Annotated in this window: 13 protein-coding genes; 1 reads left to right on the plus strand and 12 read right to left on the minus strand. The window is 29.6% G+C overall.

Annotated elements, in window-relative coordinates:
• Positions 1–2: 2 nt before the first annotated feature.
• On the minus strand, positions 3–1,256 hold the full coding sequence (locus tag QIA21_RS01910; protein WP_301392933.1) for a M23 family metallopeptidase: 1,254 nt from the start codon (positions 1,254–1,256) through the stop codon (positions 3–5).
• 61 nt (positions 1,257–1,317) lie between these two features.
• On the opposite strand from QIA21_RS01910, the gene lepB reads away from it, so the two are divergent.
• Complete coding sequence (gene lepB, locus QIA21_RS01915; protein ID WP_301392934.1) at positions 1,318–1,824, plus strand: signal peptidase I; 507 nt, start codon at positions 1,318–1,320, stop codon at positions 1,822–1,824.
• Positions 1,825–1,850: 26 nt separating this feature from the next.
• On the opposite strand, the gene QIA21_RS01920 is transcribed toward lepB, so the two are convergent.
• Genes QIA21_RS01920 through fliQ form a run of 11 tightly spaced genes read right to left on the minus strand, consistent with a single transcriptional unit; the run spans position 1,851 to position 12,941 of the window.
• Entirely contained in the window at positions 1,851–3,320 is a 1,470-nt protein-coding gene (locus tag QIA21_RS01920; RefSeq protein WP_301392935.1) for an Hsp70 family protein, read from the minus strand.
• On the minus strand, positions 3,298–3,819 hold the full coding sequence (locus QIA21_RS01925; protein ID WP_301392936.1) for a DUF6115 domain-containing protein: 522 nt from the start codon (positions 3,817–3,819) through the stop codon (positions 3,298–3,300). Before QIA21_RS01925 ends, QIA21_RS01920 begins: the two co-directional genes overlap by 23 nt.
• Before the next feature lie 19 nt (positions 3,820–3,838).
• Positions 3,839–4,141, minus strand: coding sequence for a hypothetical protein (locus QIA21_RS01930; RefSeq protein WP_301392937.1), 303 nt, complete (start codon positions 4,139–4,141; stop codon positions 3,839–3,841).
• Between the two features lie 26 nt (positions 4,142–4,167).
• Positions 4,168–6,072 carry a FapA family protein gene (locus QIA21_RS01935; protein WP_301392938.1) on the minus strand — a complete coding sequence of 635 codons (1,905 nt, stop codon included), beginning with the start codon at positions 6,070–6,072 and terminating at the stop codon, positions 4,168–4,170.
• 2 nt (positions 6,073–6,074) lie between these two features.
• Positions 6,075–6,557 carry a hypothetical protein gene (locus QIA21_RS01940; RefSeq protein WP_301392939.1) on the minus strand — a complete coding sequence of 161 codons (483 nt, stop codon included), beginning with the start codon at positions 6,555–6,557 and terminating at the stop codon, positions 6,075–6,077.
• Positions 6,558–6,563: 6 nt separating this feature from the next.
• On the minus strand, positions 6,564–7,451 hold the full coding sequence (locus tag QIA21_RS01945) for a MinD/ParA family protein (RefSeq protein ID WP_091972647.1): 888 nt from the start codon (positions 7,449–7,451) through the stop codon (positions 6,564–6,566).
• 11 nt (positions 7,452–7,462) lie between these two features.
• Entirely contained in the window at positions 7,463–8,629 is a 1,167-nt protein-coding gene (gene flhF, locus QIA21_RS01950; RefSeq protein ID WP_091972645.1) for a flagellar biosynthesis protein FlhF, read from the minus strand.
• 4 nt (positions 8,630–8,633) lie between these two features.
• Entirely contained in the window at positions 8,634–10,727 is a 2,094-nt protein-coding gene (flhA, locus tag QIA21_RS01955; RefSeq protein WP_301392940.1) for a flagellar biosynthesis protein FlhA, read from the minus strand.
• An 8-nt stretch (positions 10,728–10,735) separates the two neighbouring features.
• The gene (gene flhB / locus QIA21_RS01960; protein ID WP_091972641.1) at positions 10,736–11,854 is read right to left on the minus strand and encodes a flagellar biosynthesis protein FlhB; all 1,119 of its coding nucleotides are present in this window, start codon (positions 11,852–11,854) and stop codon (positions 10,736–10,738) included.
• Positions 11,854–12,642: a flagellar biosynthetic protein FliR gene (fliR, locus tag QIA21_RS01965; RefSeq protein WP_301392941.1), complete on the minus strand. Its 789-nt coding sequence runs from the start codon at positions 12,640–12,642 to the stop codon at positions 11,854–11,856. The genes flhB and fliR overlap by 1 nt, the downstream gene beginning before the upstream one ends.
• A 35-nt stretch (positions 12,643–12,677) precedes the next feature.
• Complete coding sequence (gene fliQ, locus QIA21_RS01970) at positions 12,678–12,941, minus strand: flagellar biosynthesis protein FliQ (RefSeq protein WP_091972637.1); 264 nt, start codon at positions 12,939–12,941, stop codon at positions 12,678–12,680.
• Positions 12,942–12,944 lie beyond the last annotated feature (3 nt).

The following is a 12,944-nucleotide window of genomic DNA, read 5'->3' on the forward strand; positions in this document are numbered from 1 at the left end:
CACTACCTTAAATATTTCATAGGATTTTCGGTTTTACCATTCTTAAAAATGGTAAAATGCAAGTGATTACCTGTGCTATATCCAGTACTTCCCATGTAACCTATTATTGCTCCTCTTGAAACTTTTTTCCCAACTTTAACAGCAAAAGAATTCAAATGCGCATATAAAGTTTGAAATCCGTTACTGTGAGAAATAACAACATATTTCCCATACCCTCCAGCATTAAATCCCACAGTTACAACAATGCCCTCTCTTGAAGCTTTAATAGGGGTATTAGCTAAATTTGCAATATCTATTCCATTATGAAAGCTAATAACTCTTGTAAAAGGATCTGGTCGATAACCATATCCTGAAGTAATAACACCTTGTACAGGATAAATAAAAGTCTCTCCTAATACTTCTTTTAAAAAATCTTTGGGCAATCTTCCTCCAGGAATAAACAATTTTTGCCCTAAAAATAAAACCTCATTATCAAGATTATTAGAATCTAAAATATCCACCTTGGGAACATTATAAGCACTAGCTATAGATGAAATAGAGTCATTTTTTTTGACAACATAAACAATTCCTTTCATATTAGGAACTTTAATAACCGAATTTGGCCTAATACTTCTTACATCTTTAATGTCATTAAAAGAAATTAAAGTTTCACTGGTTATCTGATACCTAGCTGCAACATGAGAAAGCGTTTCTCCGGGCTTAATTTTATGGTCCAATACCTTTAATACAAAATTTTTTTTAAATCCGGGAGTATTTGTAGAAACATTAGATTCAAGCAAATAACTACTAATTTGGGCTATATCTTGATCGCTATAATATAAAAATGTATCAATAAAATAATCTTTTGGAAAAGCAAGTCTATTTAAAAAAACATATGAATCGTAGTAAGAAAAAATATTAATATAAAATATTAATATAAAAATAAAAATTATTGCATTTAGCTTAAAAACGAGCTTATAATCAAGTTTTAAGCTAAAAATGTTAAAAACTTTCTCTCTCAAGCCCTTATAATAATATTTATATTCATAATGATTGATATTTTGTATTTTAAGCTTATAGAAAAATAAAGAAAACTTTTTAAAAAAAAAATCAATTTTTTTTAAAAAGTTTTTAAACTTGAAAACCTTTTTTCTTATTTTGCCAATATTCCTAATATTGGCAAAATCTTTTAATTCTAAATTAGCATTCTTTTTGCTATTAAATAAAAAATTTTTTTTACGTTTTTCTACCCTTTGCTTTTTTTTTGGTATAATCATAACATGCTATTTCATTATACAATAGAAAATTGCATTTTAATGAAAGCATTGTTTAAAAGTTATGAGAATATTTAAAGCTCACAAATATGCACTAGCGTCAATTTTAGCCGCCTCCTTATTTTTATTAACCTTAATAAAATTATTCTTATCCTTTTACATAGTAAAAGGCGGATCAATGACCCCAACAATATTTGACAAAAACTGGATTGTAAATCACAAATTTGCATATGGAATTAGACTTAAAAATCAACAAAAATACTTTTTATTATGGAAAAATCCCAAAAAAAATGAAGTGGTACTTATTAAAGATCCTATAACAAAAAAAATTGCCATCAAAAAAATTTTTGCAATCCCAGGAGAAAAATTTAAACAAATAGAAAAAAATGAAATATGCATACATGACTTAAACTTCAAAATAGATGAAAATATTTTAAAAAAAAATACTGAAAAAATTCCGGACAATCACTATTTAGTTGTAGGAGAAAATAAAAAAAACTCATTAGACTCAAGAGATTACGGATTTATAAAAATTGATAACATATTGGGGAAAATAATTTATTATTTTTAAAAAAAATATCTTATTTCTTTAAGTCTTCAATCAATAATACTTGTAAAAGTATTTGAAAGGCTTTCTTTTGCTACATTGTCAGATGAACTTGTAATTTTTATTTCAATAAAGTTAGAAGAATTTGTCTGCAAATCTTTGGCATTAACACTCAAAATACCACTTTCATTTAATGTAAAAAGTACCTCTATTTTGGGGATTCCTTTTAAAGCTTTTTGAATATTCCCAAAGGAAAACCTACCTATAGAATAATTCAAAGAAGCTTTTTTATATTCACCTTGAAGTATATGAATCTCAATTTCATCTTGATAATCATTAGTAGTCGTAAATAGTTTGCTCCTAGAAACTGGTAAAGCTGCATTTCTCTCTATTAAAGTAAAACATTCATTGCCCTTTATCTCAAGTCCAAGAGAATAAGGAGTCACATCTTTAAACTTAATAATAGAATCATTCCTAGAAAGACTAAAAGCATGAATACCTGCACCAATAGCTACAACTTCATCTTGATTTAAAGCGTCTAAAATCGAAACAGAAGGAAAAGATTCCTTTAAAACTTTTTCAATCAAAGGAATCCTTGTTGAGCCACCGGAAAGTATGATTTTTGAAACACTATTAATATCAACCCCAGAATCAGCAATACATTCCATAGACAATTGAATAGTTTTTTCAACATATTCACTTATCATTAAATTAAATTCATTCCTTTTAAGTCTGTAATTTAAATGTTTACCATCAAGAAAAAGCAAAGTGATGTCAACCTCTTCCATAACAGATAAATTTTTTTTACCTTCTTCTATTCGTTCTCTTAATTCTTCAAGAAGGAAAACATCTTCTAAATTAAAATCGGGATATTCATTTTTAAAACTACCTAAAACATGCTTTTCAATGATCTTATTAAAATCATTTCCTCCAAGTCGGCTTTGTCCTTTAACCGAAAGAACAGTATAGGTCTCACCTTGCTTTTCCATGAGAGTTACATCAAAAGTTCCACCCCCAAGATCGTAAATAAGAAAAATTCCATCAATTTGTCTTTCAAAGGCATAAGCAATAGCAGCTGCAGTTGGCTCATTAAGTATGGCCTTGCAATTCAAACCAGCAAAATTTGCAGCTTCAACAACACCTCTTCTTTGGATCTCAGAAAAATACGCAGGAACTGTTATTACAGCATTTTCAATCTCTTCATCTAAAAATTTTTCAGCGTTCTTTTTGACACTAGAAAGCAAATGTGCTGAAATATATTCTGCTCTATAGAATTCACCATCTACTTTATAAAAAGTATTAGAACCTATATTGGTCTTAAAATCATAGAATGTCTTTTTAGGATTAACTAATATTTGATTTTTAGCGGCACTTCCAACAAGAACATCCTTATCTGAGAAAGAAACAATAGAAGGGGTCATTCGCTCACCCCTTTCATTTAATATTATCTTAGAACTAACATCAAAATACGATGCTACAGTATTAGTGGTTCCAAGATCAATACCTATCCATTTTTTCATGAATACCTCCCCTATGTATTGAAACAATTAACTCAACCTCACCTAGATCTAACTTAAATTTTTTAGCAATAGCTTCAAAAGACATACCTTGTTCATGAAGTAAAATAATTTGATTGCGAACATTATAACTTTCTTTTATTATATTTTTTTCAATAGTAGGCATAGAATAATCCAAATTGTTTTTATAAATTCCATCACTCTTAGATCCAAAACTAGAAGAATTATTTCCATGAATAGAGCCGTTGTTAAACCCCAACAATCTCTGATCAAGAATTTCAATTCTCTCATCAACCTCTTTAATGATTCTGTTTAAACTTTCAATTTTTATTTCAATAATATTTATATTTCTATCCGTAGCTTGATTAATTTCAATGATTGTTTTATCTACCTCGCTTTTAAACTTTCTAAGTATGCTATTAGATTTTATTTTTAAATTAACATACACATGAAAATATATAAAAATAAATATAATTAAAATAAAATAAAAAACAATAAACATATAAAAGCCCTAAAACACTTTATCTTTTAATATTAACATTTTTACCAATTTTAGGATCTTCAAATTTGCCAGCATACAAACCAAGCATTATCTTCTCTTCACTCTTATTTTTTTTAACTGGAAATGAAAGCAAAAAATTATCCTCAGTTCTACCAACCGAACATACATTATTAACTTCAGAATCAGTATGACAATCTCTTAAAAATTTAAATCTAGCATTTTGATTAATTTTTAATCTCTTATGCTTTTCATCTTCACTTAAAAGTTGCTTAGTCTTAAAAGAGCCAACAACAGACACTTTAAAAACTTCAAATGTATCCATATCCAAATCCTTATATCAAAGATCATTCACCCAGACTTAAAGGGAATATAAGTCATAACTTTAATGTAATTATCATCCTCTACAAAAGTAACATTGATATAATCTTTTGAAAGCTCATAAAAAGCATTCTTAATATAAAGCTTAACACCCGAACAAGCTACATTTTCAACAGAAACTTTACCCTCTATCTTAGTATTTTCAAGCTCGTTTTGCAAATCAACTCGCTTAGCCTCTATCATTTTTATTTCCATTCTAAGAATTTTACTCTCATTAACAAATTCATTGTAACTATCAATCTTTAAGGATTTTTCTGACTTATCTGTAATGAGCACAATATTCTTTTTTAAAGCAGCAATATCTTTGGTTAAAACTTCTAATCGCTTTTCAATCTTTTCAAGATGGCTAGTAAACCTGGTTAGCAAATCTTTAATTTCAGGATCATAACCAACGTCAATACAAGTTTCACAACTTCTATCAGAACCTATAGAATAAGCTCTAACCTCTTCTTTAGCATAAACATTAGAACCAACTATTTTTGATTTTTTACCGATGCAAAGAACTCTCTTTTTAGAAGAAACTGAAGAATTCACAATGCCTCTTAAAACTTCAACTTCACCACCACAATTTAAAGTAACATTTTCTAAAAACTTAGCCCTAATATTACCCCGTGCATAAATATTAGAATCACCCTTGCCATTTACACCACTATGAAAAATAATAGACCCATCCGTTTTTAAATTGCACCGCCCCACTAATCCTTTCACCTCTATTCCACTTTTGGCCATAATATTGTATCCATCTAAAACACTGCCTTGAACAAGAACCATTCCATTATTTACTATATCTCCAGTAGCAGGTCCAACATCACCCTTGACTAAATAAATATTGTGAACAGATATTACACCGTCTGAAACAGACATATACCCATTACATTTTGCAAGAATTTTATAACCATCTCTAAAAGTATTTTCACCTAAAACAAAATTAATATCCTGCCCACTCTCTGATTTTAACACTTTGCCAAAAACGGTATAACCATCTATACCTTTCCCAAAAGGAATAATTTTGGCCAATTCCTCGCCCTCAACAACATTCCTAAATCCTATGCTTGAAACTTCATACTCACCAAACCTATTATTATCATCAACAATAAAATCGATATAAGAATCCTTGCCCTTTACTGGCTCTAACCCCCTTGCAAGTTCAACAGGCTCACCATAAACAGGATAATCTACAAATTTTGCTACTTTATCTTTAAGTATTGCAATATCTATAACTCCATATTTTCTAAGAATATTAAAAATATCTTGTGCAAAAATTTCAGCTCCATTAATTCCAGGAGCGGTAAATTCAATAGTAACTGACATTGAATTTTCTGATATTTGAACCATCATTGTTACATTCTCAGAAGGATCAGATTCAAAATCAGCAATTTTTTCATAGTATCCACTAGCATTCTCAACTACACCCTTCACAATGTCTTTATTAAACTTTTCAATATTGCTATGTAATTCTAATTTAGAAAGAACATCTTGATATTTAATAGAAACTCCTTGTCCCCTTGATGAGATAACCTTTAGAAACACACCTTTAGAAGATTTCCTGATAAAAAATTCACCATCCAATGAAATCGTTTTTTCTTCTCCTGAATCATTTTTTGAATCAAAAGACACTTTAGGCTTGCTATAAGAATTTCTATAGGCAACTATTTTCCATTTTTTCCTTCCATATCCCAATATGCCATTACTGCCTTTTGACAAAATCTCATAATCCAGCTCTTTATAAGGCACTGAAAGTTCTAAAGAAGCATCATTTAAAGCCTCTTCAAGAGTATCTGCTTCTATTTCCATCAAATCGACATGACTTTCTCTTTCCAAGTAAACTCGCATTTTATCACAAAGTTCAGAAAAATTTATAACCCTATTATCCATATTTATTCCTTCCTGCTCATTAAAGTTTTAATAGCATCTGCAACAACTTTTGGATCATTATCTTCAATAAATGACATTTTTTTAATTTTGCCACTTGCCTCATTCATATCTTCAGTCTCAAATTTATACTTTTTGACCTCTTCTATAAAATCAACACTACTACTGTTATTTTGAGAGTTATCATAATGAGAATTTTTATTTTGGAAATCAAGATTCTCATTTAAATCCTTGTAAACTGTCTTCTTATTATCTTGAAGATTATTTTCCATATCGCTAGACAATTCTGTTGAAAAAAGATTCGATAAATACTTTTTATAGATAAACTCGATTAAAAGTCCAATAACAAAAAAAAATACAAACTGCAAAAAAGATCTTACTAAAATTGTAAAAAATGGCAAACCACAAAACAAACCTAAAATTGCTGAAATAAATAATGCTGATACACTGGCTAATAAAATATACTTTAATTCCCTACTTATAAACATAATGCCTTATTCCACACCAAAAAATCTTAATATAAAACCTATAACACCTCTTCTTTTTCTGCTATCTAGAGAAACCTCCTCAAGAGTGGCAACAATAGAATCAAGACAATAGCTAGCTTTACTATTTGGATTTACCAAAACAAAAGGCTTTTGTTTGAAAACAGAGCTTCTAATATTTTGATCCTCATAAATGTATCCCAAATAATCAATATTTAAATTTAAAAATTGCCCTGAAATATCTATAACCTTTTTGGCAACCCCCTTAGCCTCACTAACATTAGCTACTCTATTAACAATAAGTCTTAAGTTTTTTAAATTCTCCATCTTATAAGACAAAACCTTTATTATCCCATAAGCATCAGTAATTGAAGTAGGCTCGGGAGTAGTAACAATAACAACATCGTCACTGGAAAGTAAAAACGAAATAACTTGCCTTGAAATCCCAGCACTAGTGTCTATTACAACTATATCATATTCATATATTTTTAATAATTCTTTTATAAATTTATTAACATCAACATCAGAGAGGTCTAAAAGCTCCATTGTACCAGAAGCACCGGCTAAAAGATCAATATTGTACTCTGTTTTTGTTATTACATCTCTAATATCGCGACTTTGAGTAATCATATGATATATACTATATTTGGGAATAACTCCAAGCAAAATATTAACATTAGCCATTCCAATATCAGCATCAAGTATTAATACCTTTTTGCCAAGCTCAGAATATTTAAGAGCAAGTCCAATTGCAATATTGCTTTTACCAACACCGCCTTTGCCACTACTAACAGCAATAAATCTTGTTTTACTGTTTTGAACTTTCTCATCAACTGAAAAATTAAATTTACCATTTAATCTCATCATATCTCTTAAACTTTGAGCTTGATCTTCCATTATAACTATCCTTAATAATAAGATTTACCTTTTATCTTCTTAATAAATTCTGCATCATCGCTTATTCTGTAGCCATTTATTTTTCTAATAAAAGTAAGTGGTTCTGCAACACTAATATTATGAGGAACAATTTGCCCATCTGTAACGTAAGAAACTACTTTCTTCATTTCATAAATCAAACTTATCAAATTTCCAACACAAGTAGTTTCATCCACTTTGGTAAAAATCACAGTTTTGTAATTAAAAGGAGAGAATTGATGAAATATTTCTTTAACATCTGATGTTTTTGTAGTAGAGCTCACAGCCAAATGAAATTCAGCATCTCTTCCGCAAGCATTAAGAAGCTCCTTCATCTCAGCAAGCTTCATAAAATCTTTAGGACTTTTGCCAATTGTATCAACAAGTATAAGATCGAAATCCTTTGAATCAGTAATTTCATCTTTTAAATCTTTAAAAGATTCAATTGCTCTAACCGGAATACCCATAATATCACCATAAGTTTGAATTTGTTTTTTAGCCCCAATACGATAATTATCAATAGTAATAATCTTAATATTCAAGCTCTTAGATTCTCCATTAATGCCATAAATTGCTGCAAGTTTTGCAATTGTGGTAGTCTTTCCAACACCTGTCGGACCAACTAAAATAAAAACCCTTTTCTTAAGATTATCAATAATAGAGCCTGAGCATTTAATTGTCTTTGCAATATACAAAACAACGTCTTCTCTAACTCTCTCGTAATCATCAAGATCTGACAAACTAAATTCTCTTTTAATAAACTCATTAATGTCTTTAATATAATTTTCAGAAAAATCATTTTCTCTTAAAATATCTTCAATTTTTGTAATTGTTGGATGATTGATATTTTCCTTTTTATGGGCAAGCTCTGTTTTAAGAGATTTAACTTCTTTGAGCACATCTTCGATTGAAGAATTTTCTTCTCTTTTAATGCTTTGCAGGATCTTTCGCTTTTCATCTTCAACATTAATCTGTTGATTACCAATATCATATCTAACATAACCTGAAACTTCAACCCAATCTTTGGTAAACAAACCTAAAATTCCTCCATGAGGAATAGTTTTATAGGTCATAACCCTAGCATTCTTACCATATTTTTTCTTAATTATTTCTATAACTTCATTATAAGTTGGGCCTTTTTCTGTAAAATATTGAACCATAATACTATTCTTTAACCTCTACCGTTTTAAGAACATTAACTTTAATATTTTGGGGAACCTCTAAAACAGACATAACAACAAGCTCTGGAATCTCTCTGCTTGTTATCACTTTTATTATAGGCCTTGATGATTCACTTGAGAGGATGACTGGATAAAACCCTTCTACTTGAACTTCGTTTACAACTTTGAAAAGTTCATAAATAAATTTAGTTTTCAAATTAGGATCAATTGAGCTTATAAGATCATGATTGGATTCTACACGAGAATCAATTATTATTTGCTCAAAACCGGGGTTTAAGGTTATTACATTAAGCTCAGAATTTAAGTCTAAATATCCACTAGTTATTTGCCTTCCAATTGATTGTCTACATTTTTCAATCAAGAAAAATATATCCTTAGTAATGCTTGTAAAATCTGCAATTGTTTCAAAAATTGTAACCAAATTGCGAATTGAAACCTGCTCTTTTAAAAGCCCCTGTAAAACCCTTTGAATCTCGCCAACTGAAAAATTCTTAAGGACTTCTTCAACAATAGCACCATAATCTTTTTTAAAAACATCAAGGGTATTTTGAACATCTTGACGAGTCAAAATTTCGTAAGAATGTCTTTTAATAAGCTCTGTCATATGAGTAGCAATAATCGAAGGGGGATCTACAACAGTATAACCCAATTTTTCAGCGGTTTCTCGCCCATCATCATTTACCCAAAGAGAAGGAAGTCCAAATGAAGGATCTTTAACAAGATCTCCATCTATTCCAGAGTCAATTCCAATATTTATCACTAAAAATTTACCAAGTTTAATCTCACCTCGTCCAACTTCAACTCCTCTTAATTTAAAAGAATAAACATTGGATTGAAGTCGCATATTGTCAACTATTCTAATTTTAGGCACAACTATTCCAAATTCAAATGCAATCTCACGCCTTATCTTAATAATACGATCAAGTAGTTCAGAAGTTTTTGTATCATCAACTATTGGAACAAGATTATATCCAATCTCAAGAGCTAGTGGATCAAGAGGAACAACAGGCGCAACATCTTTATCTGAATACACTGACGCTTGCTCTTCTTCCAGCTTCATTTTTTCAGCAATTTCTTCTTTGCGCTTTATTCCTGAAAGAGAATAAGCTAAAAATGCAATCAGCAAGCTTAAAGAAATAAGAATTAAGGTTGGAAATCCAGGAAGAAAAGCTAAGAAAAACAAAAATCCAGAAACAATCCAATAAATTCCTAAATAATTTGTGAATTGCTCAAAAATCTCGCCACCAAAGCTATTTTTTGAAATCGATCTAGTTACAATCAAGCCTGTAGCCGTTGAAATTAAAAGAGACGGCAATTGAGACACAAGCCCATCACCAACTGTCAATGAAACATAATTATTAAGAGCTTCGTTAAAGCTAAGACCTTGCAAAGTTATTCCTACCAACAAACCACCAAGAATATTTATAAGAGTTATCAAAAATCCAACCTTAACATTTCCCGATACAAATTTAGAAGCTCCATCCATTGCTCCATAAAAATTGACTTCGGATTGTAAATCGTTTTTTTGCCTTGTAGCTTCTTCTTCTGTCAAATTTCCAGAACTGTAGGCAGAATCAATGGCCATTTGCTTGCCAGGAAGCGCATCAAGAGCAAATCGAGCTGCAACTTCGGCTACCCTTGTTGCTCCTTTGGTAATTACAATAAACTGAACAGCAATTATTATTATAAATATTATAAATCCAACAACAAGTCCTTGAATTCCAGAACTACCTACAACAAATGTACCAAAAGTTCTTATCATTTGCCCATCAAAATTTACACCTTTAGTTAAAATCAACCTAGTAGAAGAAATATTAAGAACAAGTCCAAAAATAGTCATCACAAGTAATAAGGTAGGAAAAACAGAAAAATCTAGAGATCTCTTAGAATAAAGAACAATTAAAATAATTAAAAGACTTATTACTAAATTAACAGTAATCAAAACATCCAAAATAACCGCGGGAAGAGGTAAGATAAACCCAGCAACAATAAATATCAAACCGACTGAAATTATTAAATCAGACTTATTATTAAGCCCTAAATATCCTAATATAAAATTTTTTCTAGCATCCAACAATAGAACCTCTAATTAAACTTTTTAGTAATAGAATATACTCTCACAAGAATTTTTGAAACAACCTCCCAATATTCTCTTGGAATCTCTTCGTTAACCTTAACATTAGCATAAAGCGCTCTTGCAAGCAGCTTATTTTCCATTAAAGGAATATTATTTTCTCTTGCAATTTTTTTAATTGTGAGAGCTATTTCATCCTGACCTTTTGCAAGCACCCTTGGAGCTAACATTGTTTCACTATCCCACTTAATAGCAACTGCAAAATGTTCTGGATTTGTAACCACCACATCTGCTTGAGGAACAGCTACTCTTAAATTAGTACTTAAAACAATCCTCATTCTCTCTTTTATTCTAGATCGAAGTAAAGGATCACCTTCCATTTCCTTTCTCTCCTGCTTTACCTCTTCTTTTGTCATTTTCAAACTCTCAATGTACTGAGATCTTTGAAACAAATAATCAAACACTCCGACAATTGCCAAAAAGATTGCTGAGAAAAAACATATCTTATAGGCAAGCACCAATACAATAGAAATTCCAGACTGAAGTGTATACTCCGAAAGCTTAGAAATTTTGCCTATATTGTTTTCTATAATAAAATAATATATCAAGCATATTATAACAACTTTTAACAAACTTTTAAACAAATTGAAAAAAGCTCCTGCTGAAAAAAAAGAATTCTTAGCCCACCTGAAAAAATTAAAACTAATTTTATCCCACCTTGGCTCCAAAGATTTAAAAGTAATAAAAAAGCCTACTTGAATAATATTGGCAAAAAAATTAACAGCCAAGGATGCAAAAAAAAACAAAACGACATACCCAATAATGGATCTAATATATGCAAAACCCATAGAATAAACACTAATCCTCATAACTTCAGGAAGCTTGCTGGTTTGCTCTTTAAAAACAGCTACTAAATCTAAAGTAAAATAAGAAAGCATGAAAAAAAACAATGCAAACAGCAACAAAAGACTAATAGCAGTATTGATTTCAGTGGACTTTAATACCCGCCCCTCTTCTCTTGCTTTTTGCTTTTTCTGATCAGTGGGTAATTCGGTTCTTCCTTCATCATCTGCAGAAAAAAAATTAAGAGGAATATACCAACTTTTAATCAAAAATTCATCTTTTATCATTATTTTAAAACTCTGGAAAACAATTTTAAAAAACTAGCAAGAGAATCTAAGGAAAGTTCAATTACTCTTTTTGAAGATATTGCTAAGCTTGGAAATCCAATATACAAAATTAACAACCCTAAAAATAGCGAAGTTGAAAAACTAATTACTAATAAATTAATCTGAGGAGATGATTTTGAAAGTATTCCTAATACCAGATAAAAAAGTAAAAGCAAAGCCAATATTGGAAACGAAATTAATAAAGCTTTTTCAAAAAGAAATCCAAAAGATATAAGTAAAAGCTTGACAAATTCTGAATTTCTCATATTGACCAAATGTTCAACCCTAATATTCAAAACAGAATCGTGTATGCCAATCACAAAAAATCGAAGTAAAAAATTGTTTGATAAGAACAAAAGTAAAAACAAATAAGCAAAAATTTGCGAAATAATCATGCTATCTTCTTCTGAAAAGATATCAAAAATATTTGCATAAGCAAGCCCAATTTGATTAGAGAAGAAAAATCCAACTAAATGAAAAACATTGAAAATTATACTAACAAAAAATGCTTGAATAAGGCCTAAAATAGCTTCTCCTGATAAAATTAACATAAAAGAAAACATATTGTCCAAAGGATAAGTAACTTTAATCTTTTCAACAACGATTACAGATAGAATCAAAGAAAAGAAAAAATTAAAATATCCCATTTTTATTGTTGAAAAAAATGGAGAGAATTTTAAAAACATAAAAATTCTAACCAAAACAGGCAAAATTGTAAAAGATTTTAAAACTAAAAAATTCAAATTCAAAATTTCATCCAAATAATACAATTTAAAATCATAAATTAAACATTTTGCAATTGATTGAAAATCACATAGGTAAACTGCATAAGCTTATTCAAAATCCAAGGCCCGAAAATCACAATAGTTAAAAGTATAACAATAATCTTTGGAATAAAACTTAAAGTTTGATCTTGAATTGAAGTAATAGCTTGAAAAATCGAAATCAAAAGACCAACTATAAGAGCTATAATCAGCATTGGAGCTGATAAAATAATAATATTTTCAATAGAAATTCTAATTAAATAAAGAATGTGCCCTGCAGTCATATA

The organism is Borreliella japonica, from assembly GCF_030438115.2.
Taxonomy (GTDB): Bacteria; Spirochaetota; Spirochaetia; order Borreliales; family Borreliaceae; genus Borreliella; species Borreliella japonica.

Coding starts and splice junctions, on each gene's coding strand:
- QIA21_RS01940 (WP_301392939.1), bottom strand. CDS start 6,557: ATGTTTATAAGTAGGGAATTAAAGTATATTTTATTAGCCAGTGTATCA.
- QIA21_RS01945 (WP_091972647.1), bottom strand. CDS start 7,451: ATGGAAGATCAAGCTCAAAGTTTAAGAGATATGATGAGATTAAATGGT.
- QIA21_RS01920 (WP_301392935.1), bottom strand. CDS start 3,320: ATGAAAAAATGGATAGGTATTGATCTTGGAACCACTAATACTGTAGCA.
- lepB (WP_301392934.1), top strand. CDS start 1,318: ATGAGAATATTTAAAGCTCACAAATATGCACTAGCGTCAATTTTAGCC.
- QIA21_RS01930 (WP_301392937.1), bottom strand. CDS start 4,141: ATGGATACATTTGAAGTTTTTAAAGTGTCTGTTGTTGGCTCTTTTAAG.
- QIA21_RS01925 (WP_301392936.1), bottom strand. CDS start 3,819: ATGTTTATTGTTTTTTATTTTATTTTAATTATATTTATTTTTATATAT.
- QIA21_RS01910 (WP_301392933.1), bottom strand. CDS start 1,256: ATGATTATACCAAAAAAAAAGCAAAGGGTAGAAAAACGTAAAAAAAAT.
- fliQ (WP_091972637.1), bottom strand. CDS start 12,941: ATGACTGCAGGGCACATTCTTTATTTAATTAGAATTTCTATTGAAAAT.
- flhB (WP_091972641.1), bottom strand. CDS start 11,854: ATGATAAAAGATGAATTTTTGATTAAAAGTTGGTATATTCCTCTTAAT.
- flhF (WP_091972645.1), bottom strand. CDS start 8,629: ATGGTTCAATATTTTACAGAAAAAGGCCCAACTTATAATGAAGTTATA.
- QIA21_RS01935 (WP_301392938.1), bottom strand. CDS start 6,072: ATGGATAATAGGGTTATAAATTTTTCTGAACTTTGTGATAAAATGCGA.